The organism is cyanobacterium endosymbiont of Braarudosphaera bigelowii (genome assembly GCF_020885515.1).
GTDB lineage: Bacteria > Cyanobacteriota > Cyanobacteriia > Cyanobacteriales > Microcystaceae > Atelocyanobacterium > Atelocyanobacterium thalassa_A.
The window spans coordinates 358,112-382,143 of sequence record NZ_AP024987.1; the positions used below are offsets into that span (position 1 = coordinate 358,112).

17 protein-coding genes, 1 tRNA gene and 3 rRNA genes are annotated in these 24,032 nt (G+C 34.0%); 10 read left to right on the forward strand and 11 right to left on the reverse strand.

Annotated elements, in window-relative coordinates; translation table 11 throughout:
* Positions 1-40 precede the first annotated feature (40 nt).
* From LPC16_RS01545 to LPC16_RS01560, 4 genes are all read left to right on the forward strand, one after another.
* Positions 41-709 carry a MotA/TolQ/ExbB proton channel family protein gene (locus LPC16_RS01545; protein ID WP_229637489.1) on the forward strand — a complete coding sequence of 223 codons (669 nt, stop codon included), beginning with the start codon at positions 41-43 and terminating at the stop codon, positions 707-709.
* 33 nt (positions 710-742) lie between these two features.
* Entirely contained in the window at positions 743-1,267 is a 525-nt protein-coding gene (locus tag LPC16_RS01550) for an ExbD/TolR family protein (RefSeq protein ID WP_229637490.1), read from the forward strand.
* Positions 1,268-1,620: 353 nt separating this feature from the next.
* Complete coding sequence (locus LPC16_RS01555; RefSeq protein WP_229637491.1) at positions 1,621-2,778, forward strand: extracellular solute-binding protein; 1,158 nt, start codon at positions 1,621-1,623, stop codon at positions 2,776-2,778.
* Positions 2,779-3,003: 225 nt separating this feature from the next.
* A complete protein-coding gene (locus LPC16_RS01560) occupies positions 3,004-4,107 on the forward strand; it encodes a TRAP transporter substrate-binding protein (protein ID WP_229637492.1) in 1,104 nt (367 codons plus the stop codon).
* Between the two features lie 141 nt (positions 4,108-4,248).
* Here the strand turns inward: LPC16_RS01560 and rrf are convergent.
* Together rrf and LPC16_RS01570 are read right to left on the reverse strand one after the other, a co-directional pair.
* A 5S ribosomal RNA gene (gene rrf / locus LPC16_RS01565) occupies positions 4,249-4,366 on the reverse strand.
* A gap of 50 nt (positions 4,367-4,416) precedes the next feature.
* Positions 4,417-7,295 (reverse strand): 23S ribosomal RNA (locus LPC16_RS01570).
* Positions 7,296-7,328: 33 nt separating this feature from the next.
* Here LPC16_RS01570 and LPC16_RS06175 point away from each other — a divergent pair.
* Positions 7,329-7,463: a hypothetical protein gene (locus LPC16_RS06175; protein ID WP_261345097.1), complete on the forward strand. Its 135-nt coding sequence runs from the start codon at positions 7,329-7,331 to the stop codon at positions 7,461-7,463.
* Here LPC16_RS06175 and LPC16_RS01575 read toward each other — a convergent pair.
* Together LPC16_RS01575 and LPC16_RS01580 are read right to left on the reverse strand one after the other, a co-directional pair.
* A tRNA-Ile gene (locus tag LPC16_RS01575) sits at positions 7,445-7,518 on the reverse strand. The genes LPC16_RS06175 and LPC16_RS01575 overlap by 19 nt on opposite strands.
* 111 nt (positions 7,519-7,629) lie before the next feature.
* Positions 7,630-9,118, reverse strand: a 16S ribosomal RNA gene (locus LPC16_RS01580).
* Together the 16S, 23S and 5S rRNA genes with 1 tRNA gene alongside form the textbook arrangement of a ribosomal RNA operon.
* A 509-nt stretch (positions 9,119-9,627) precedes the next feature.
* On the opposite strand from LPC16_RS01580, the gene bchI reads away from it, so the two are divergent.
* Complete coding sequence (gene bchI, locus LPC16_RS01585; protein ID WP_229637493.1) at positions 9,628-10,704, forward strand: magnesium chelatase ATPase subunit I; 1,077 nt, start codon at positions 9,628-9,630, stop codon at positions 10,702-10,704.
* A 104-nt stretch (positions 10,705-10,808) separates the two neighbouring features.
* On the opposite strand, the gene gloA is transcribed toward bchI, so the two are convergent.
* Positions 10,809-11,195, reverse strand: a complete 387-nt coding sequence (gene gloA, locus LPC16_RS01590; protein WP_229637494.1) for a lactoylglutathione lyase — start codon at positions 11,193-11,195, stop codon at positions 10,809-10,811.
* A gap of 497 nt (positions 11,196-11,692) precedes the next feature.
* On the opposite strand from gloA, the gene ubiE reads away from it, so the two are divergent.
* Positions 11,693-12,409: a bifunctional demethylmenaquinone methyltransferase/2-methoxy-6-polyprenyl-1,4-benzoquinol methylase UbiE gene (ubiE, locus tag LPC16_RS01595; protein ID WP_229637495.1), complete on the forward strand. Its 717-nt coding sequence runs from the start codon at positions 11,693-11,695 to the stop codon at positions 12,407-12,409.
* Between the two features lie 58 nt (positions 12,410-12,467).
* Entirely contained in the window at positions 12,468-13,721 is a 1,254-nt protein-coding gene (locus tag LPC16_RS01600) for a DUF445 domain-containing protein (RefSeq protein WP_040054432.1), read from the forward strand.
* 69 nt (positions 13,722-13,790) lie between these two features.
* Here the strand turns inward: LPC16_RS01600 and LPC16_RS01605 are convergent, their stop codons facing one another.
* The 4 genes from LPC16_RS01605 to LPC16_RS01620 form a co-directional block, all read right to left on the reverse strand.
* Positions 13,791-14,546, reverse strand: coding sequence for a winged helix-turn-helix domain-containing protein (locus LPC16_RS01605; RefSeq protein WP_229637496.1), 756 nt, complete (start codon positions 14,544-14,546; stop codon positions 13,791-13,793).
* A gap of 273 nt (positions 14,547-14,819) precedes the next feature.
* Positions 14,820-15,143, reverse strand: coding sequence for a Grx4 family monothiol glutaredoxin (grxD, locus tag LPC16_RS01610; RefSeq protein ID WP_040054430.1), 324 nt, complete (start codon positions 15,141-15,143; stop codon positions 14,820-14,822).
* 53 nt (positions 15,144-15,196) lie between these two features.
* On the reverse strand, positions 15,197-15,466 hold the full coding sequence (locus tag LPC16_RS01615) for a BolA family protein (RefSeq protein WP_040054429.1): 270 nt from the start codon (positions 15,464-15,466) through the stop codon (positions 15,197-15,199).
* Positions 15,467-15,627: 161 nt separating this feature from the next.
* Positions 15,628-16,251, reverse strand: coding sequence for a hypothetical protein (locus LPC16_RS01620; protein ID WP_040054507.1), 624 nt, complete (start codon positions 16,249-16,251; stop codon positions 15,628-15,630).
* A gap of 548 nt (positions 16,252-16,799) precedes the next feature.
* On the opposite strand from LPC16_RS01620, the gene LPC16_RS01625 reads away from it, so the two are divergent.
* Positions 16,800-18,671, forward strand: coding sequence for a ribonuclease catalytic domain-containing protein (locus tag LPC16_RS01625; RefSeq protein WP_229637497.1), 1,872 nt, complete (start codon positions 16,800-16,802; stop codon positions 18,669-18,671).
* A 311-nt stretch (positions 18,672-18,982) separates the two neighbouring features.
* Positions 18,983-20,146: a 1-deoxy-D-xylulose-5-phosphate reductoisomerase gene (locus LPC16_RS01630; protein WP_229637498.1), complete on the forward strand. Its 1,164-nt coding sequence runs from the start codon at positions 18,983-18,985 to the stop codon at positions 20,144-20,146.
* A 560-nt stretch (positions 20,147-20,706) separates the two neighbouring features.
* On the opposite strand, the gene asnS is transcribed toward LPC16_RS01630, so the two are convergent.
* Both asnS and LPC16_RS01640 read right to left on the reverse strand, forming a co-directional pair.
* Positions 20,707-22,098, reverse strand: a complete 1,392-nt coding sequence (gene asnS / locus LPC16_RS01635; protein WP_229637499.1) for an asparagine--tRNA ligase — start codon at positions 22,096-22,098, stop codon at positions 20,707-20,709.
* Between the two features lie 420 nt (positions 22,099-22,518).
* Positions 22,519-23,472, reverse strand: a complete 954-nt coding sequence (locus LPC16_RS01640; protein WP_229637500.1) for a PRC-barrel domain-containing protein — start codon at positions 23,470-23,472, stop codon at positions 22,519-22,521.
* Positions 23,473-24,032: the final 560 nt, after the last annotated feature.

Sequence of the window (24,032 nt, forward strand, 5' to 3'; positions counted from 1 at the left end):
TTTTGATCATTAATGTAAATATAGAGGTTAAATAAAGACTATGAACATCCCAGATATTATGGCAAAGGGTGGAATTGCCATGTGGCCTTTACTTTTTTTATCAATATTGGCCTTAAGTACAATTATTGAACGTTCATTTTTTTGGATCAGATTCTTGTCTAAAGAAAAGCAAATTATTAAGATTATTCTTAAAACTGCTTCTTATGATTGGGATGCTGTTTCAAAAATTGCTCAAAACTATAGCAAGTATCCTATTGGTAATTTTCTTTATATTTCTTTAAAGTTGGACAATCCAGATCCTGAAGTTTTTCATTTAGCTATGGAATCGTCAGCAGATGATGAACTAACATTAATGAGACAGGGCGATAAAGTTTTAGAAGGAATTATAGCTTTATCTCCTTTACTAGGACTTTTAGGAACTGTTTTAGGATTAATTAGTTCTTTAGGGAACATACAAATTAGTGACCTGGGGACTTCTTCTGCAAGAGGTGTAACTCTTGGAATTGGTGAAGCATTAATTTCGACTGCTACTGGATTAATTATTGCCATTACTAGCCTAACTTTTTATCGAATTTTTCAATCGCTTTGGTTTAATCAAGTTCGAGTTTTCAGAAAAATAGGTAGTGAATTGGAATTAATTTATCAGCAACATTGGCTCAAAATTAATTCTAGTAATTCTAAAAACTTACATGAGACTTGCAACGAATAATTAATTTGTGTACTTATTTTTCAATAGAAATCTATGTCAAACAACAAAAACTCCCGAACTAAAAAATATAATAGTCTAATTAGCTCTCATTCATTAAAATCCAAACTATTTTCTTCTCAGGAACAAGAAGTTCGGATCGATATGTTACCAATGATAGATGTGATTTTTTGTATTTTAACTTTTTTTATTTTAGGTATAGTTGGACTTTCTCGACAGCAGTCCATCAATCTAGATTTACCTCAAGCTAGTTCAGCTAAACCTCAAATACAAAAAACAATGATAGTTAGCTTGAATAATTCCAATCAACTGTATGTCGACGAAAGGTTAATTACACATAATCAACTATTTGATTCTATTAAAACTTATCGGGAATTTAATCCTAAAGGATTAGTAGTTCTTCGGGCATCTAAACAATCAAGTTATAATGAAGTTGTACAAGTTTTAGATATTTTAAAAGAAGTAGGAGAAGAGAATGTCGCTTTAGCTACTTCTTTCAAAGAAAAAGAAATATTGATGAATAAAGATGAATCTTTGCTGAATTCTAATTTTTCCAAATAAAGAAAAAATATGTAAGAGAAAGCCTTTTAATTCTTTTTTTATTAGGCGTTCGATTTAATTGTTTAATACTTTATAAGTAAATCATGTCTAAGGCTTTTAGTCATGTGAGAGAATATTAAATGAAAATTAAACCCTATTTAGTAAAGCTTTAATTATTCACTATAATTGTGGTTAGAAAAATTTAATAAGATTAATACAACTTTTAAGTCGAAATTTTTGATAATATTTTATCTATAGTAACCTCTACTACTACACATTATTTGATAGATAAAACCTAGAATTATTCACGCTCAATAATTTTAGACTTTTGATCAAATTAAGAATGTAGTTTTTTTTCTGAATAAAAAACTTTTATGCCCACTCGTCGTTCTTTCCTCAAGATAATTGAACTTTTAGCTATAGGACAACTGGTATCAGGGTGTAATAAATCAGATGCTGATTTAACGATTTCTCTATTAAAAGGTTCAGTTCCTCCTCAGTCATTAAAGCTATTTAACCAATATTTCGCTTCTAATACTTCTTTTGATTTTCAGTCTAGAGGACAGTTAATAGAATTATTTAGTTTATTAGAATATTGGCAAAGTAAACAAAAAAAACATATTAATAATAGCTGGCCTAAAGTTTCTATTTTAGGTTCACAAAAACCTTATATAAGCGATTTGCTAACATTAGGGGATTCTTGGTTAACTCAAGCTATTCAAAAAGATTTAATTCAACCTATAGCTATAGATAATTGGCACAATTGGCATAAATTACCATCCTATTGGCAAAATTTAGTAATAAGAGATCAAAGTGGAAATTTGAATAGAGATGGGTTTATTTGGGGAGCACCTTATCGATGGGGAACAACTTTAATAGCTTATCGAATTGATAAATTAAACTGGGATATTAAAGATTGGGACGATCTATGGAATCCAAAGTTACAAAATCGCATTTCTTTAATTGATCAGCCTCGAGAAGTAATTGGTTTTACCCTTAAAAAATTGGGTAAATCTTATAACACTAAAAATATAAGGGGTATTCCTCAACTTAAATCAGAATTGAGGGCTTTAGATAAACAAATCAAGTATTATAACTCTCAATACTACTTACAGCCTTTGTTGATGGGAGAAGCTTGGGCAAGTGTTGGTTGGTCAAACGATATTATTCCAATACTTGCTAGAAATCGCAATATTAAAGCTATAGTTCCAGCATCTGGAACTTCTTTATGGTCAGATGTTTGGGTTGTGCCTAAAAAAAATAATATATCAGAATTATCAGATACGGCTCAAAAATGGATCGATTTTTGTTGGCAACCTGAAATGGCAGATCTAATTTCATTATTTACAAATGCTTCTTCTCCTATGATCAATAATCTTGATACTGAACAACTTTCCCCTGAAATTGTTAGCAATCCTTTATTATATCTTCAAACTAAAACCTTTGATAAATGTGACTTTATAAAACCTCTATCAAAACAGGATCAAAAGGATTATATCGAGCTTTGGTCAAAAATTAAAAGCGTTAAATAAAATTATATGATTGTGTGAACATTTTAAATATATCTTGATAAATACTGATGGTTTCAGAATGCTTTTCCATTTAATACGTTTATACAACTATATTTATAGTTTATTGCTATTTCAATATTGTAATTTTGTTCAGATACAAGTATAGATATATTATTTATTTGTACTAAACGTTGTAAATATAAAATATCTGTTATCTTTATATAAATTAGTGATCTTATCAAAGTCATGAAACGTCGCCATTTTATTAGTAATACTGCATTAGGTACAACTGTTGCAACTGCTTTAGGATCTTGTACGAGTAATTCTATTCAAAGAAGCAATTATGATATTTCATTGCCTTTTGTGCATTGGAAAATGCAGACTAGTTGGCCCAGATCATTAGATACAATTTTTGGTGGAGCACAAACTATCTGTGACCGTGTTAATGGCATGAGTGGGGGAAAATTTGTCATCACACCATATGCTAGTGGAGAAATTGTGCCAGGATTGGAAGTTTTAGATGCTGTTCAACAAGGTACGGTAGAATGTGGTCATTCTTCAAGTTATTACTACATAGGGAAGAACTCTACTTTAGGTTTTGGAACATCTATGCCTTTTGGTTTTAATGCACAGCAACAAAATGCTTGGCTTTATCATGGAGGTGGCTTGGAGGCTATGAATAGAGTCTATTCAGACTTTAACATCATTAATTTCCCTGCTGGGAATACAGGGGCACAAATGGGTGGATGGTACAAGCAAGAGGTAAAATCTGTAAATGATTTAAAAGGTCTAAAAATGAGAATTCCTGGACTAGGAGGTCAGGTTATGTCTCGTTTGGGTGTTAATGTGCAAGTTTTACCTGGAGGTGAAATTTTCCTTGCGTTAGATACTGGAGCTATAGATGCTGCAGAATGGATTGGTCCTTATGATGATCAAAAACTGGGTTTAAACAAAGCAGCTTCTTATTACTACTATCCTGGTTGGTGGGAGTTAGGGGCAACTTTAGATTTGCAAATTAATAAAGATGCTTGGAGAAAATTGCCAAAGGAATATCAATATATTTTGAAAGCTGCAACAATAGAGGCAAATTCTAATATGTTAAGTAGATACGATGCCCAAAATCGGATTGCACTACAGTCTCTATTAAGAGAAGGAACTATTTTAGTTCCTTATTCTAAAGAAATTATGCAAGCGGCTAGAAAAGAATCGTTTGAATTATATGAAGAGAATGCAAGTAAAAATAAAATGTTTAGAGAAGTATACAGATCATGGAATAAATTTAGGGAAGAAATTTCTCAGTGGAATAGAATTAATGAATTAAGTTATGGAAATTTTATTTCCGAACTTTAGTCAATATCCCTGGTTACCGTAGGTATTTTGTGATTTAAGAGTGGTCTAATAAAATTATTTTACTTTTTCATACACATACTATACACGCTAAAAGCCCCCCTTTTTAATAATAAAAAGGGGGGCTTTTAGTTGAAATATTGATTCTGGCATCGAACTATTGTTCCAGTGGGCTACCCCAAAAGTATCGTCGCCGCTGCCATGTTTAACTACCGAGTTCGGGATGGGATCGGAGTGGGTCCATGGCGCTAAAGACACCAGAAAGTATTTAACATATACCCTCAAGACTGCAGTTAACAAATCAACATTGAAAAGGTCAAGCCCTCGGTCTGTTAGTACACCTTGGCTCCATCCATTGCTGGACTTCCACCTAGTGCCTATTAACGGGTAGTCTTCCCGTGACCTTACCAGGTTAACCCTGTGAGAGCACTCATCTTGAGGTGGGCTTCCCACTTAGATGCTTTCAGCGGTTATCCACTCCGCACTTGGCTACCCTGCGTTTACCGTTGGCACGATAACAGGTACACCAGCGGTGCGTCCTTCCCGGTCCTCTCGTACTAAGGAAGGCTCCTCTCAATGCTCTTGCGCCTACACCGGATATGGACCGAACTGTCTCACGACGTTCTGAACCCAGCTCACGTACCGCTTTAATGGGCGAACAGCCCAACCCTTGGGACCTACTACAGCCCCAGGTTGCGATGAGCCGACATCGAGGTGCCAAACCTCCCCGTCGATGTGAACTCTTGGGGGAGATCAGCCTGTTATCCCTAGAGTAACTTTTATCCGTTGAGCGACGGCCCTTCCACGCGGTGCCGTCGGATCACTAAAGCCGTGTTTCCACCCTGCTTGACTTGTAGGTCTCGCAGTCAAGCTCCCTTATGCTTTTGCACTCTTCGGCTGATTTCCAACCAGCCTGAGGGAACCTTTGCGCGCCTCCGTTACTTTTTAGGAGGCGACCGCCCCAGTCAAACTACCCACCTGAAACTGTCCTTCCCCCGGATAACGGGTCGAAGTTAGAATTCTAGCCTCCCTAGAGTGGTATCTCACTGTTAGCTCCATTTTCCCCACAAGGAAAATCTCTACGCTTCCCACCTATACTGCGCAAGGGAAGCCCGAACACAATTCCAAGCTATAGTAAAGCTTCATAGGGTCTTTCTGTCCAAGTGCAGGTAGTCCGTATCTTCACAGACAATCCTATTTCGCCGAGCCTCTCTCCGAGACAGTGCCCAAATCGTTACGCCTTTCGTGCGGGTCGGAACTTACCCGACAAGGAATTTCGCTACCTTAGGACCGTTATAGTTACGGCCGCCGTTCACCGGGGCTTCGGTCGCTAGCTTCGTCGAAACTAACCAACTTCCTTAACCTTCCGGCACTGGGCAGGCGTCAGCCCCCATACTGCGTCTTGCGACTTAGCGGAGACCTGTGTTTTTGGTAAACAGTCGCTTGGGCCTATTCACTGCGACCTGCCGTTAAGCAGGCACCCCTTCTCCCGAAGTTACGGGGTCATTTTGCCGAGTTCCTTAGAGAGAGTTATCTCGCGCCCCTTAGTATTCTCTACCTTCCTACCTGTGTCGGTTTCGGGTACAGGTGATTAAAAATTAACGTGGTCCGGGCTTTTCTAGGAAGTATGATTCGTATTACTCCAGAGCCGTAGCTCCTTGGACTCAGCACTTAGCTCAGAACGTTTTCTCCGTTCCTCATAACCTCGTGGCTTTACACCGGTAACCATCATCCGGCTAATACTAAACCTTCTCCGTCCCCCGCCACAATCTTTAATCAGTACGGGAATGTTAACCCGTTGTCCATCGACTACGCTTTTCAGCCTCGCCTTAGGCCCTGACTAACCCTCCGCGGACGAGCCTTCCGGAGGAAACCTTAGGATTTCGGGGCATATGATTCTCACATATGTTTTCGCTACTCAAGCCGACATTCTCACTTCTATACTGTCCACACCTGCTTGCCGCTAGTGCTTCACCCTATATAGAACGCTCCCCTACCACTACCGTAGTAGTCCACAGCTTCGGTAGAATGCTTAGCCCCGTTCATTTTCGGCGCAGGAGCGCTTGACCAGTGAGCTATTACGCACTCTTTCAAGGATTGCTGCTTCTAAGCAAACCTCCTGGTTGTCAAAGCACCCCCACCTCCTTTATCACTTAGCATTCATTTTGGGACCTTAGCTGGTGGTCTGGGCTGTTTCCCTTTCGACGATGAAGCTTATCCCCCACCGTCTGACTGGCTGATGCTTATAGAGTATTCTGAGTTTACGTCACTTTGGTACCGCTTTCGCAGCCCGCAGCGAAGTAGTGCTTTACCCCTCTATAAGGTACACAACCGCTGTGCCTAAACACATTTCGGGGAGAACCAGCTAGCTCCGGGTTCGATTGGCATTTCACCCCTAACCACAACTCATCCGCTAATTTTTCAACATTAGTCGGTTCGGACCTCCACAAGGTATTACCCCAGCTTTATCCTGGCCATGGTTAGATCACCCGGGTTCGGGTCTACAAACTGTGACTATCGTCCTATTCAGACTCGCTTTCACTTTGGCTTCGTGGTAATTCCACTTAACCTGCCACAGCCTGTAAGTCGCCGGCTCATTCTTCAACAGGCACACGGTCAGACGTTCAATCGTCCTCCCATTGCTTGTAGGCTAACGGTTTCATGTTCTATTTCACTCCCCTCCCGGGGTTCTTTTCACCTTTCCCTCGCGGTACTGTTTCGCTATCGGTCACACAGGAGTATTTAGCCTTACGAGGTGGTCCTCGCTGATTCACACGGAATTCCACGAGCTCCGTGCTACTCGGGATACAGTTAGGCTGGTCAGGTTTTCGATTACAGGACTTTCACCTTCTATGGTGCAGTATTCAGCTGCTTCATCTAACCATTACAGTCCACGTTACTGTCCCACAACCCCATTAACCGTAGTCAATGGTTTAGGCTGGTCCCTTTTCGCTCGCCGCTACTAGGGGAATCGCTTTTGCTTTCTCTTCCTCGGGTTACTAAGATGTTTCAGTTCGCCCGGTTTGCTCGCATCACCCTATATATTCAGGTGACCGTATCTAGGGTTGCCCCATTCGGAAATCTCCGGATCAATGCTTGCTTCCAACTCCCCGGAGTGTATCGTCGGTAACCACGTCCTTCTTCGCCTCTGTGTGCCTAGGTATCCACCGTTAGCCCTTTATAACTTGACCTTTCTGGTCTTTAATTAAAAAATTAAGGCTTTAATGTTGACTTGTTTTATCTGCAGTTTTCAAGGTACTTACTGGACAATAACCATCCAGCATCCTGTCTTTTATAGACCTAGTGCTGAAGTATTTATGTCTCAAGAATATGGGTTAGATGGGCCATCCTGGACTTGAACCAGGGACCTCACCCTTATCAGGGGTGCGCTCTAACCACCTGAGCTAATAGCCCTCTCCCGGAACCCATTTATAGTTTAAAAGCTGTTTACATTTCCCTTGACGACCTTAGGATTGATGAAAGGTAGAGCTATATTTTACTCCATATCTTTCATTGGTCTCCCTAAAAGGAGGTGATCCAGCCACACCTTCCGGTACGGCTACCTTGTTACGACTTCACCCCAGTCACTAGCCCTGCCTTAGGAATCCCCCTCCTCGAAAGGTTAGGGTAACTACTTCGGGCGTGACCAGCTTCCATGGTGTGACGGGCGGTGTGTACAAGGCCCGGGAACGAATTCACCGCAGTATGCTGACCTGCGATTACTAGCGATTCCTCCTTCATGCAGGCGAGTTGCAGCCTGCAATCTGAACTGAGGCTGGGTTTGATGAGATTCGCTATTCCTCGCGGAGTCGCTGCCCTTTGTCCCAACCATTGTAGTACGTGTGTAGCCCAGGGCGTAAGGGGCATGCTGACTTGACGTCATCCTCACCTTCCTCCGGTTTGTCACCGGCAGTCTTCCTAAAGTGCCCACCTTAATGCTGGCAACTAAGAATGAGGGTTGCGCTCGTTGCGGGACTTAACCCAACATCTCACGACACGAGCTGACGACAGCCATGCACCACCTGTGTTCGCGCTCCCGAAGGCACTCTCAGCTTTCACCGAGATTCGCGACATGTCAAGCCCTGGTAAGGTTCTTCGCGTTGCATCGAATTAAACCACATACTCCACCGCTTGTGCGGGCCCCCGTCAATTCCTTTGAGTTTCACACTTGCGTGCGTACTCCCCAGGCGGGAAACTTAACGCGTTAGCTACGGCACGGCTCGGGTCGATACAAGCCACACCTAGTTTCCATCGTTTACGGCTAGGACTACAGGGGTATCTAATCCCTTTCGCTACCCTAGCTTTCGTCCCTGAGTGTCAGTTGCGGTCCAGTAGCACGCCTTCGCCACCGATGTTCTTCCCAATATCTACGCATTTCACCGCTACACTGGGAATTCCTGCTACCCCTACCGAACTCTAGTTTCCAAGTTTCCACCGCCGTTCCGGAGTTGAGCTCCAGTCTTTAACAGCAGACTTTGGAAACCACCTGCGGACGCTTTACGCCCAATGATTCCGGATAACGCTTGCATCCTCCGTATTACCGCGGCTGCTGGCACGGAGTTAGCCGATACTTATTCCTCAGGTACCGTCAGATCTTCTTCCCTGAGAAAAGAGGTTTACAACCCAAAGGCATTCCTCCCTCACGCGGTATTGCTCCGTCAGGCTTTCGCCCATTGCGGAAAATTCCCCACTGCTGCCTCCCGTAGGAGTCTGGGCCGTGTCTCAGTCCCAGTGTGGCTGCTCATCCTCTCAGACCAGCTACTGATCGATGCCTTGGTGAGCCTTTACCTCACCAACAAGCTAATCAGACGCGAGCTCCTCTCCAGGCAATAAATTTTTCACCTTGCGGCACATTGGGTATTAGCGGTCGTTTCCAACCGTTATCCCCAACCTAGAGGCAGATTCTCACGCGTTACTCACCCGTCCGCCACTATGTCCGAAGACATCGTTCGACTTGCATGTGTTAGGCATACCGCCAGCGTTCATCCTGAGCCAGGATCAAACTCTCCATAGTGTTTGAATTGACTCTTTGCTTTTTCCTTATTTGGAAAAAGTAGTTATCAGTTTTACCTACATATGTCTAGACAACTAGATATTATGAAAGGTATAATTTGTTTTAATAACAAGGGCTGTTTTTTTTCAGCTTTTAAACTATAAAAATTTCTTGGTTCGGAGCGCGTCCGGCGTTTCCGCTTTCAAACCGCGCATTTACAAATATAACCAATATGTCTTGAATTGTCAACCCCCTTTTCTATTTTTTTTAAGATATATATATATAATTCTTCCGAATCTCTTGCTAGATAGACCTTCTAGCCTTATCTCTGTTCCTCGCTTAAGTACTTATCACCTCCAGTACCCTTAATTCGATTGATTCTTTTTAAGACTAGATATGAAATATTTCTTTAGCACTTTTTAACAAAAATCTATACATTAACCTAGTACCCTGTGGCAAAATAAATGATATTAACTACATAGTCGTTAATATCATTTATTTTTAATTACAATCACTATAATCAAATCCAGATGACCCTACCTCTACCATCACCTTTAAAGAATCATCGCGCCGCTTTTCCCTTTACAGCCATTATTGGGCAAGATGAAATGAAACTAGCCTTGATGCTTAATATTATTGATCCAAAAATTGGGGGTGTTATGATCATGGGTGATCGTGGCACTGGAAAATCTACTACTATCAGAGCCCTTGCAGACTTACTTCCTGAAATAGAAGTCGTAGAAAATGATCCGTTTAACTCTCATCCTACTGACCCTGACCTTATGGGTGATAATGCTCGTCAAACTCTCCAAAAAGATGGTTCACTAGTAACTATCTCTCAGAAAGTTACTATGGTAGATTTACCACTCGGTGCTACAGAAGATCGTGTATGTGGCACTATAGATATTGAAAAGGCTTTATCAGAAGGAGTAAAAGCTTTTGAGCCAGGATTACTAGCTAAAGCTAATCGTGGCATTCTTTATGTAGACGAAGTTAATTTACTTGATGATCACTTGGTTGATGTATTACTTGATTCAGCTGCTAGTGGATGGAATACAGTAGAAAGAGAGGGTATCTCTATTAGACATCCAGCTCGTTTTGTATTAGTAGGTTCAGGAAATCCAGAAGAAGGCGAATTAAGACCACAGTTACTTGACAGATTTGGGATGCATGCTGAAATTCGCACAGTTAAAGACTCTTTTTTACGAGTAGAAATAGTAGAACAAAGGACTCAATTTGATAGTGAGCCTCAAAAATTTTGTGAAGCTCATCAAGTTAGACAAGAAGAATTACAAAAAACTTTAGTAAAAGCTCAAAATTTATTACCACTTGTTGAAATCGATCGCGACTTACAAGTAAAAATTTCTCAAGTCTGTTCCGAATTAGATGTTGATGGATTAAGAGGAGATATAGTTGTTAATCGTGCTTCAAAAGCATTGGCAGCACTTGAAAAGCGTAAAAATGTCACAATAGAAGATATCAGCTCAATAATCGTACTCTGTCTTCGCCATAGACTTCGAAAAGATCCCTTAGAAACAATAGACTCAGGTTATAAGGTTAAAAAGATTTTTAATCAAATATTTGGTATTGAATCAGAAGAGAATTAATATGATTAGGTTCGTAGAGTCATTTTGAAATCTATTACATTGACTCTACAACTTTAGTTATAAAATTTAAAAAAATCTGATAATTCTAGTTTCCCTTTTTAAACTCAATTTTCTATCTGAATTAACTCAATTGCATAACCATTGGGATCTACGATAAATGCAATGACTGTATTTCCATATTTCATGGGTCCAGGTTCTCTAGTAACATTCCACCCTTTTTGCTTAATTGCGTTACAGGTAGAATAGATATTATTAACACCAATTGCGATATGTCCATATGCATTACCTAAATTATAATTTGTAGGTTTCCAATTATGTGTTAATTCAATTAATGTTGAGTTAGACTCTTGAGAATACCCTACAAAAGCAAGGGTGAATTCTCCTTCCGGATAATCTTTTCTTTTAATTAATTTCATTTCTAGAATGTCGCAGTAAAAGCTTAAAGATTCTTCTAGATCCTTAACTCGTAACATCGTATGGAGAAGATGCATAGTTATATTTTTTCTTAAATAATTTTTCTGATATACAAATATAAGATTGGGTATCGTACCATCATTTATTGGTTGTAAATGATTACTAATTTCATTTTACAATGAAAAGATTTAAAACAATTATTTTCATCAAACTGTACATAACACACCATATTATCCATATATACGAAAAATATAATATAATAATCAGGTGAAATTATTAATAATAATGTAATTTTTAGAGAACATAAATTATGTTCCTATCTACATTCATTTCATAGCAAACGCATAGTTTATTTAAGGAAGAAGGCCAGCTAGTATAAGCTTAAGATATATACCCTCTTTATATTCCTAAAACATTACACTTTTTGTAAGCACTAAAAAATTTATGAAATCAAATATCAACAACATAGTCAGATATAGATATTTACTATATGCAGAGAATAATTTATAAGAATTTAAAAAAAGTAATTAATTGTTTACGAGTTTTTTAGTTAATAATTTTAATTGATTAAGCAATGGATAACATCTCATATTCTGCTACTGATGTTCAAAATATTTTTAATAATATTGCCCCTGTTTACGATGAACTTAATACTTTGTTAAGTATGGGTCAACATAAGATATGGAAACAAATGGCAGTAAAATGGAGTGAACCAAGTTTAGGTAATTTAGGTTTAGATGTTTGTTGCGGCAGTGGTGATTTGACTAAGTTATTGGCTCGAAAAATTGGTAAAACAGGAAAAGTAATAGGAGTTGATTTTTCTAAAGAACTATTAACAATCGCTTCTCAACGTAATCATAAATATTATCCATCCTTATCTGTAGAATGGATGCTAGGAGATGCTTTAAATTTACCATTTGAAGATAATACTTTTGATTGTGTTACCATGGGGTACGGTCTAAGAAATATTATTGACATTCCTCGTTGTTTACGAGAACTACACCGTATTCTTAAACCTTGTTCTAAAGTTGCTATTTTAGATTTTCAGCGTCCATCTAATGCTTGGCAACAAATATTTCAAAAATTGTATCTTGATAGCTTTGTTGTTCCTGTAGCAAAACATTTCAAACTAGAAAAAGAATATAGTTATATTATGCCTAGCTTAGAAAAATTTCCATCAGGGAAAAGGCAAGTTAAATTAGCTCTTGAAGCTGGATTTGATACTTCGGTTTACTATTCTATTGCTGGAGGTATGATGGGAGTTTTAGTAGGGACTAAAAAGTACTTATAGAAGCTTTTTATATATCTTCTAAATTTTAGAATGAAGGTTAATATGTTGGATTTCTTTTATGATTTTATTTGATACTTCTTCTCTTGATCTATTTACTATCTCTAGTGTTATTGTTCCACCATTAGCAGGAACAATTATTGGTTATTTCACTAATGACATTGCAATTAAGATGTTGTTTAGGCCTTACAAAGCAATCTATATCGGTAAATTTCGCTTGCCATTTACCCCTGGATTAATACCTCGCAATCAAAAGAGATTAGCTAAAAAGGTTTCAGATACCATAATGGGATCTTTATTAACTCCAGAAGAATTACAAAAACTGGTGGGACGTTTACTAAAGGCTGAGAGAGCTAAAATAGCAATTTTATGGTTACTAAATCTTGCTATCCAACAAATAAAAGAAGATAAACAGCAGAAAACAGCCAAGATACTATCAGAAATTTTAAGAAATTTATTTAACGAATCATTACCTCGTTTACTAGAACTCTTAGCACGACGTCAAGATCTCTTAGAAGATCAAATCAATCAAATTTTTGACAAAATAATATTAGATTTTCAATTTTCTGATAATCAAGCTAATCAGTTCGCTGATTGGTTACTAGAAAAAGTAGCTTCTCCTAATACTCTTCGAGAAACATTAATTGAATTTCTCTCCGAAAAGAATATTCAGACTATCGATGAAGGTATCAAAGAAAAGACTAGCGGTTCTTATTGGTTCATAGCTAATTTTTTTGGGGTTAGTGATACTTTGCTAAAATTGAAAAATTTTTGTTTAGAAGAGAAAGAAGTAGCCAATGCACGTCTTGAAGAACTACTACTTTCTTTGGAAATACGAAATCAATTAAAAGAATGGTTAAAAAACTTTTCTCTACGCAATCTTCCTGTCTCAACTATTAAAGAGTTAAGAAAAACTAACCGTGAAACTATTCAAAAGTATATTCAAAAAAGTGGTACTAGATTCATACAAGATTTTGGTACAACAGTTAATTGGGAGCAATTATCAATATTAATAATTAATCGTATTCAAAACTCAACTATGTTAAATACTTCTCTTGAAACTGTAAGTCAAGAGTTGGCACTGGTTTTAGAGAAGTACCTCGAAAAGAATTTAGAGACAATTGTTCTTCAGACTATTCCTATCATGTCTATTGATCAAATAATTATTGATAGGATTAAGGCTACATCTTCCAAAAACTTAGAAATAGCAGTACAAGGAATTGTTCAAAATGAATTACAAGCAATAGTTAACTTAGGAGGTGTTTTAGGTTTTATCGTAGGAGTATTTCAGACCTTTATTATCTTATTGAAATAACTAATTTTAAATAGCTATCTATATTCTATCTATGAGTATTAAGTTAATTATTAATATATAGGTTTGAGTTTACACCCCATTCAGTTTTAAAGTAGCAATATTCTTTCCAAGATTTTCAAGATGTTTTGATGATATTTTCTGAACTGCTTCTGAATTAAAACGATATCCTACATTACGTACAGTTTGAATTAAGCTAGGTTGACAAGAATCAATATCTATTTTCTTTCGCAAAGATAATACATGAGTGTCGATAGTGCGTGGATTGTCTATAGCTTCTGGCCAAGCTTTTTGGAGTAGTTCTGAACGACTGAGAGGATTTCCTTCAACTTGTGCTAGGACGTAAAGTAAGCTAAATTCTTGTGGACTAAGGTCTATAAAGTTTCCTCGTAGTTGTACACGCCTTTGGACAAGATCAATTCTTAAGTCGCCATAATTTAAAGACAAAGGTGCAGAAGCAACACGTATACGTCTAGTCAATGCAGCTACTCTAGCCATAAATTCTTTCACTCCAAAAGGTTTTACCAAATAATCATCGGCACCTGCATTCAATCCTCTAACGACTTTTTTTTCTTCATGTTGATCAGACAATATAAGAATCATGGATTGTCTCTGTTGATAAAGCCATTGACACAATTCAATTGAATCTCCACTAGAGATATCTGTATCTAAAATAACTAGAGCTGGTTGCTTACGAGTAAAAATACTACGAGCTTGTTGTAAGTTTGAATATTGTTGTGTTGCGTAACCAGATTTTTGTAAATGCCAACTTAGTAAAGAACGTAGATGAGGATTTTCTTCAACAATGGCAGTATGAAAAAGGCTCATCTTAGTTTTTATTCCTCTAAATCAATATTCCTAATACTAGAATATCAAATTTTGTATTGAGAAATCTGTAATATTAACTACGACAATATATAAAGAAAACTTTAAAGTATATTTTTTACCAACAAAAAATAACATTTCAACATACTCTTTGCTGATAATTACCTGTTATAAATATAGAGTTTCATATATTAATGAACAAACCTATAATAAAAAGTCTAAATTAAGTTTAGACTTTTTATTATAGGTTTACAATGTAATGAGAATATATACTTTTTAAGAAGCAAGAGCAATTTCTATTTGTTGTTGCAATTCTCCATTTTGATACATTTCAATCATTAAATCAGAACCACCAGCAAACTCACCATTAATATAAACTTGAGGGATAGTTGGCCAATCAGAATATTCTTTAATGCCTTCGCGAATCTCAGGATCACTTAGAACATCAAAAGTCTCAAAAGTTTTTCCTAATGTGTTAAAAATTTGTACTACGTTATTAGAAAATCCACATTGAGGCATTAATTTACTGCCTTTAATGAATACGAATATTGTATTGCTATTAACTAACTCTTCAATTCTGTTTTTAATTTCTGGTGTCATAATTACTCCTTAATATTTATTTATTGATTTAATTTTAAATTAGAACTACATTATTATGTAGCTTTAATTTTTTGTTGAGCTATTTTCCATGTTTTAGGTGTGTAAGTTTTTAATCCTAAAGCATGAATAGATTCAGAAACCATAGCATCTTGAAGAGTACTATAAACTAATTGATGTTGTTTAATCATTGTTTTTCCCTCAAATTCTGTAGAAATGACAATTACCTCAAAATGATCACCTCCTCCAGTAAGGTCTTTGACAATTATCTGGGCTTCAGGAAGTTTAGTTTTAATCATATCTTCAACTTGTACTAGTGCAACCATTTAAATTTGTTCCGAGGACATTGAGGATACTAAGATTATTGTTATCTACTGTATCAAACTTCGCTAAATTCAAAAATAGATATCAATACAATGTTTATATTCTTAAGTTTTTTTAGATCAGATTTTATGCACTGTATAAAATTTTAAGTATTAAAAGAGTATCAATTAAAATTGAGAGTAGCCTGTTCTTGATTATCAAAAGGGACATTTACAAAACCTAATTCGTATAATTGTCGATAAGATTTTTTTCCTAAATCTGTAGTAGGATTTTGGGAGCGGATTATTTGAATAAGTAAAGGAACAGCCAATTCAGCTTGATCTTGTGCTCTATGTACTAAAGCTAATTGATAAGTTGCTGAATCTCTCATTTGCCCTGTTTTTAATGCACTATTTCTTTGAGCATCATATACTTGTGTGTCTATACCAGAAAAACTATTAGCTAGTTGTAAATGAAAATTAGATAACTGATTAAAAACCTTACGAGCTTGGCGTAATTTCGCTACTGCTAAGTCATAATTTTCTTGGTTGATAGCACTACTTGCTTCATTCATTAGTTTCTCTCCTCCCTGCAAACTTAGTAGACTATTGTCTTGTGTCAAGGGACGAAAATTATTAAAATCTGATATATCATTTGCATTATCTTCTTGTTTTTCTACAGCTTGTTGAGATAAGGTAGATTGAGACAGCACTTGGCTAGGAAAAGTTATTGATGTCGCTATTTCTAAAATAAAAGAGATGAAGATAATACTAAGCAATTTATTGTTGAATACAAGAGACTTTAACATGATACCTTTAAATAAGAGAATTAGAGAATAGTGGAAAGATAAATTACTGAGATATCCTAGCATTTATCTTAAAAAACAAATGATAAAGTACTTACAAAGAAAAAATCACCATACTAACTTTTGATACAGCAAGATTAAAAATTTTCTCGTTATTATTAAAAACAATTTTTTGGATGGTAGTATATCTTACTACATAGTGCTAGCATAATTAGATTAATCTAACTTACAAAATATTTTTTGATTAACTAATATGAATATATTAATAATTACAAAACATAATTATTAATATATTCATATTAATAATTATGTTTTGTAATTATTAATAGTTTTTTAAATATTATTAGTATTAATATCTAATTTCTAGAAGATTAGATAAGAAATCAACCAATATATCTTATGTTTTTATATATAGAACATAGTAAATCAAAGATTCTTAGTTAATTTATATTATTCTGAGTACTGTCTTAAATATAGTACCTAACTTAAATAAGGTACTGCCCCAAAATAATAAATATTTTAATTATAATTTTTTACTTTAACAATAAGATATGACTCTTTCTTCAGTTAATTACTGTGAACTTCAAAAACTTCTAGTAGAATCTTCAATAATAAAAGAAAGGGAAGCTGTTTTAGGTTTTACTATTGATAGTAAAACCTCCAAGGATCTCGATGATGCTATATGGATAGAACCTTATCAATCGGGCGCTATTATTTCAGTACATATTTCTGATGTAACAGCATTAATTCCAGAAAGGTCAGAGCTTGAAAAGAAAGCATTAAAGCAAATCGAGACTAACTATCTGGCTTTATCTACAAATCCTTTATTCCCAAATGAATTGTCTGATAATAAACTATCTTTATTAGAAGGTCGCCCACGCTTAACTATTACTATTAAAATCACCTTAGACAAAGTAGCCAATATTAAAAATACTCAGCTTTTATCTACATCTTTAATAAGCATGAAGAAGTTTTCTTATGCAGCAGCAGATAAAACTGTTGAAGATATTTCTCAACCTTTATGCCAAATATTACGTTACTGTGAGTTGTGGGCACAGAAATTAGCAAAAAAAAGAAAAGATATTGGAGCATTTGGACAAAGTATTATTAAAGGTATTTCATTAGATGAGGAAGGGAGGCTAGTAGAAACTTCTATATATCTTTCACAACGAATTATTCAAGAATTTATGGTTTTAGCTAATACAGCTGTTGCTAACTTAGCAGAACAACATAAATTACCTATTCTTTATCGTAATCATACATGTTCTGCAATTGCACCTAAAAATAAACTTTTAGTTGAAACTCTGGTTGCCTTAGGATTACCTACATTAATTCGCCAAAAACTTAAAAACTGGTTAAATTCTGCAAGTTATTCTCCTATTGTGATTAGTCATTTTGCCTTATGCGTTCCTGCATATACTCATTTTACATCTCCTATTCGTCGTATTGCTGATTATCTTAATCATAAGATTTTAAAGGCAATGTTTATCAAACAAAGAAAAAATCCTTACTTATTTGAAGAATTAGAAAAAATTGCTCAATATATTAATAAAGAACACTTAAAAATCAAAGAAAAGCGTACTCAATATTTTCAAATAGAGTATTTGGAAAAAGTAACAAGTATTTTAAATGATCAAAATAAAATTTCTTTATTATCTGATAGAGAATTTTCTCAAATTCTTAAAGACAGTTTTAAGATATCGAAATTAGATAAAATTGCAATGGAAGCTAAACACAGGTTAAAACAAAGAATGTTGAAGCCATGTGATTTATATTACTTAACATTTGGCAAGTATCAAAACTTAAAAAATGAGAAGTTAATGAAAAACGAATTATTATATTACTTTAAAGAACAAATTGTTTTAGCTACCCAAACGTTACAAATAGCTTCTACAATTTTGCAAAAAGATGTAAATTATATTGAAAAATTAACACCATCAGGACAATTTGTTTTTCGGACAGTTTTCGAAAATAAAACAGTACAAAAAGCTTCTATAGCATCTAATAAACAAGAGGCTAAGCATAAATCTAATTTATTTTGGATAGAAGGAAAATTAGAAAAAGCTTTATATTCTCCTACTACAATTGACCTGAATACTATAAAGAAAAATAACATGTCAAGAGTAAAATTTACAGCTAAAAGCAGAATTAATCTGATAAAAATTAGTGTAAATGCAATTGATAATTCAATTACTTACATACATACAGTTTTAAAATATATAAAAGTCAAAAAACCAATGTATATGTACAGTAAAGTAGGTTTGAAGTGGGAGTGTTACTGTTATTTCCAATGGATCAATAATATTAATATTGTGACAACATCTATAGCAAAAACAAAGAAAGAAGGGAAAGCTAACACATCAATAAAATTAATGATTCATTTAGAAAATTACTTTTTTGTTACGAAAAATAATGCAGTTTAAATAATTAAAAGGTTTTCTAGTTTATGTTTAAAACTTACGATTATGCTAAATACCAATCTAAATTTTAGAATTGATTACACATAAATAATCTTTATTATTTATACTCTTAAAGTACACATTAAATTAACTTTTTAAGACATTAATTTTTATTTTAAAGTATTTTGACGTAATAGTTTTAAGAAAAAAAATTAGGAATAAGATTGTTAATAGGAATATGAATAAGTGTTCCAAATAGAAAAAAAACATAAAACTTTGCATATGTCGCCAGTAATTTTATAGTAATATTGACTTTTAATATAATAAACAGCATCGTGAAAAAAATTTCAATTCTCGGTTCTACTGGTTCTATAGGAACACAAACACTTGATATCGTTTATCAGTATCCAGAACAGTTTAAAGTAATGGGATTAACTACTCACTCTAATATAGAACTACTATTCGCTCAAATAAAACAATTCCATCCTGAGATTGTTGCAGTGGCCAATAAAGAAAAAGTAGAAAATTTGAAAAATATGATTTCTACTTTAGATAACTCTCCTATAATCGTAGCTGGAGATCAAGGTGTTATAGAAGTGGCATGTTATGGAGATACAGAAAGTATTGTTACAGGTATAGTAGGATGTGCAGGATTATTACCAACAATTGAAGCAATAAAAGCAGGAAAAGATATTGCTTTAGCGAACAAAGAAACACTTATTGCTGGAGGGCCTGTTGTATTACCCTTGATAGAAAAATATGGGGTTAAGTTATTACCTGCAGATTCAGAACATTCAGCAATTTTTCAGTGCTTACAAGGTATAGATAATAAAGATTTAAAACGCGTTATTTTAACTGCTTCAGGAGGAGCTTTTAGAGATTTACCAACTGAAAAACTTAAATTTGTAACAGTTGAAGATGCTTTAAAACATCCTAATTGGTCAATGGGTAAAAAAATTACTATAGATTCAGCTACCTTAATGAATAAAGGCTTAGAAGTAATTGAGGCACATTTTTTATTTGAAGTAGATTATAGTAATATAGATATCGTTATCCATCCACAAAGTATTATCCATTCTCTAATTGAATTAATAGACACTTCAGTCTTAGCTCAACTCGGATGGCCAGATATGCGCCTTCCATTACTATATGCTTTATCTTGGCCTAAGAGAATTCATACAGATTGGAAACAATTAGATTTAGCAAAGATGAGTAATTTGACGTTCCAAAAACCAGATTATGATAAATACCCTTGTATTAAGTTAGCTTATGCAGCGGGAAAGGCTGGCGGTGCTATGCCAGCTGTTCTTAATGCAGCCAATGAACAAGCTGTCAAATCATTTTTAAATAAAGAAATTACTTTTTTAGCAATTCCTTATATTATCGAAAAAACTTGTGAACTTTTTGTATCTAATAATTCTTCTCAACCAACATTAGATGATATATTAGAGGCTGATCAATGGGCAAGAGGAACAGCCCTAATGCTCGTAAAGAAATAGACATAAATTAATTATTCTAAAATAATCCGATCGAAATATCACATATACTTTTTCATACTAAGCAAAATACATAATATGTTGCTTAATCTAATTATATTTATCACTTCTATAATAATCATATCAATAATATTTCGTTGGATTTTTACTGTTATTAAGTCTACATTCCTTACTTTAGTAAGTATAATAATAGTTTTAACACTACTAAAACTTACTTTTGATGTAGATGATCAAGAACTATCGATAAAAATCCAAAGCCTTCTCAAGATATTGCAAGATTTTTATAAGTAATGAATATTGACTTTAATTACGTAATCTGAGTAAATAATTTAAGTTAATTCTTAAACTATAAAGCAACTGAAAATTAGTATAAAATATTAAATACAATATTCAAAGAAAAAAATATTTTATAGGGATATTTCTTGAACTGTAATATTTCAAGAAATATCTTAGTAATATAAGTATAAACAGTAAGTAATACTTAACTGCTTCTAATATGGTGTTGAAAATAATTCTAAATTCATAAGCTTGATAATAATATATGTTTAGAATTATTCAATTTATCAAAATTCTGCATTTAAAGGAGTTCTAGGAAAAGGTATTACCTCTCTAATATTCTTGACTCCTGTCATAAATTGTACCATCCGCTCAAAACCTAGCCCAAATCCTGAATGAGGAACAGTTCCATATCTTCGTAGATCTAGATACCATGATAAATCTTCAGTAATAATATTTTGTGCTTGAAGTCTTTCTTCTAATATGTCTAGTCTCTCTTCTCGTTGAGAACCACCAATAATTTCACCAATTTTAGGAAATAGAATATCCATCGCAGCTACTGTCTTTTGATCATCATTTAAACGCATATAAAATGCTTTAGTAACAGTAGGATAGTTAGTAACAATTACAGGACTTTTAAATACTTCTTCTGCTAAATAACGCTCATGTTCAGCTTGTAAATCAATTCCCCACTCTACTGCATATTCAAACAGCTTGTTAGAATTTTCTAGTAAATTAATAGCATTTGTATAAGTTATACGCTCAAACTTTTTATTAGTGATCTTTTCTGCTGTCTCTAGGACTGTTGAATCAATATACTTATTAAAAAATTCCATATCTTCAGGACAACTTTGTAATACACTTTTAAAGACATATTTTAAAAATTCTTCTGCTACATCTTGATTTCCTTCAAGGTCACAAAAAGCCATTTCTGGTTCCACCATCCAAAATTCAGCTAAGTGACGAGAAGTATTAGAATTTTCTGCTCTAAATGTAGGACCAAAAGTATAAACATTTTGAAAAGCCATAGCCATAACCTCGGCTTCTAGTTGACCACTAACTGTTAAATATGCCGGCTTGCCAAAAAAATCTTGCGTATATTCAGTGTTACCTTTCTCATTCCGTGGAATATTAGATAGATCAAAATTTGTAACTTTAAATAAATCTCCTGCTCCCTCACAATCATTAACTGTAATGATTGGTGTGTGAATTAACATAAATCCTTTTTCTTGAAAAAATTTATGTATGGCCATAGCACAAGAATTTCTAATTCTCATTACTGCGCCTAATGTATTAGTACGATTTCTTAAATGTCCTATAGTACGTAAAAATTCAAATGAATGACGTTTCTTTTGAAGAGGATAAGTTTCGGGGTTTGAATCGCCATAAATTTTTATTGTGGTAGCTTTTAGCTCAATATTTTGATTTTTACCTGGTGAAGTAGCTAATGTTCCTGAAACTTCTACGGAAGATCCTGTATTTAAACGTACGATAGTTTCTTCATAATTAGAAATAGTTTTATCAAGAATAACTTGTAAATTTTTTAAACTAGATCCGTCATTAACTTCAATAAAAGTAAATTCTTTCAGCTCTCGTTTTGTACGTAACCATCCTTGAATAGTGGCATTTTCATCAGGTACTCCATTATGAAATAAATCTTTTATACGTTTTGTTTTCATTACTTATTTAATATTTTATAAAACTATTTCGACTATATAGTATCAAATTTTGTTTCTAAAGCTGTTAATAATAGTATCTTGACTTTACAGAAATAATTAAAGTTATAAATATATAAGAAAAATGAGTATGGTAATTAAATCTGAAAAGTATTTTCTATAAATACTTTTCGCCCATAGAACTAACTTTAATATGAATTTTGAATTATGAATTTGTGGTTTATGTCTTAGTTACAATGTTAAATTACAATAATGTATACTATTGATACAGTACATTAGTTTTATCGCTTAAATTAAATATATATTTAAGAATATTATATTCTAATATTTTCAAGAGTAACTTCAATTAAGATAAAGATTTCTTAAATTTCTATTTTCTATCATCTATAATTACTAAATTAAAACTTTTATAATTAATTCAATTTAAGCCTCTTCCTCATGATATTCGACTTGTTTTTCCGAAATATTAACAGGATTAGGCGTATATGATTCCAATTCACTTTTGTCTTCCCAAACATCACTTTGTTCTTCGTTGAATTTATTTTGCTTTTCTTTATAGCTAATTGATTGGGATACAATTTCTTCTTGTTGTATTTCTTCCCAATTTGTCTCTTCGTAACTATTTTCATATTCTTGATAACGAATAGGATTTTTTTCTCCCATTGGAGACATAAAGGTTACTGGTTCTTCTAAAGTATTTTCATTCCACTGCTCATTTACTGAAGATCCTCTTGTTTGTACATTATCTCTAACAGGAGTCCCAGTACCTAGCTGATTCTCAGGTCTTGTTGTTGAAGAAGAATAAAGATAATCTTCATCATCTTTATCCCAAGGAGGTTGACTAACACCTAAGCGTTGTAAAAACCCCATAGTTAATTGTGTAAGTCGCTCTTCTGCTCCTTCAAAGACGATCAAGCGATTAGGACCATTGCTGACTACTTCATCCATTGAGATTTCATATGTACTTAATATTTGATCAGGAATTTGAGGGTAACCTAATGAAGCAATAATTATAGATAAGACTTTACCTGTTGCCAAGTCAAATTGAAAATCTCGAACACGTCCTAGAGATTCTCCGGATTCAGTAATAACTTCACAATTAATCAAAGGAGAGTATAAATTAGTATCAATAATCTCAACTGCATGTTGGTTATCAACTAAAATGACATCACCTATTTGACAAATACTTGTAATATAAATATGGTCTGACACTCCTGAAATAGAAAACATATTATCTCGTAAACCAAGAGCAACTACTTCTCGTTGATCGATATCAACTAAAACTTCTTTAACAACTCCTAATCTTTTGCCCTCCTCTCGAGTAATCACTTGCGTATTAACAAATTCGTTACGTAGCCTAATATTATCTATAGTCATTTTATCTTAAGTTGGATTTTTAGTTTTTTGGAAATAGAAAAATTAATAACAGATATTTCAGTGAGATGATTTAGTCTTAATTTATTGATAATAACTTAAGCGTTTATATTAAGCTATGATTTAAATAAAATGAATAATTTATTTATTAATCTATAAAGTAAAACTGTATAGATTGATAAATAAGTTATCTTCTACTCTGCAATGATTTTCTATACTTTTACTTCAACTATTATATTAACATTTATTATATTCTATTAATTTATAAATATAGTGTTATCTTTGATGAATCCTCATGGAGATTTTTAGTTTGTAAATACTACGAAATATTTTAATAACTTATTTATTATGAAAAGATAAGTTATTAATTATAGTCAAGCAAGTTTAATGTTAGCGTTTTTTAGAGATTTGAAATATAGAGTGTGGAAATTTAGTATTTACATATAAACAATTTGAATTACAAAACTAAAAAAAGCTTTCTGTCTTAAAATTTCTAATTATTTCTGATAATATAACACTCAAGTTAAATCCATTAATAGTTCTCATTTATTAAGTAAAGTCTT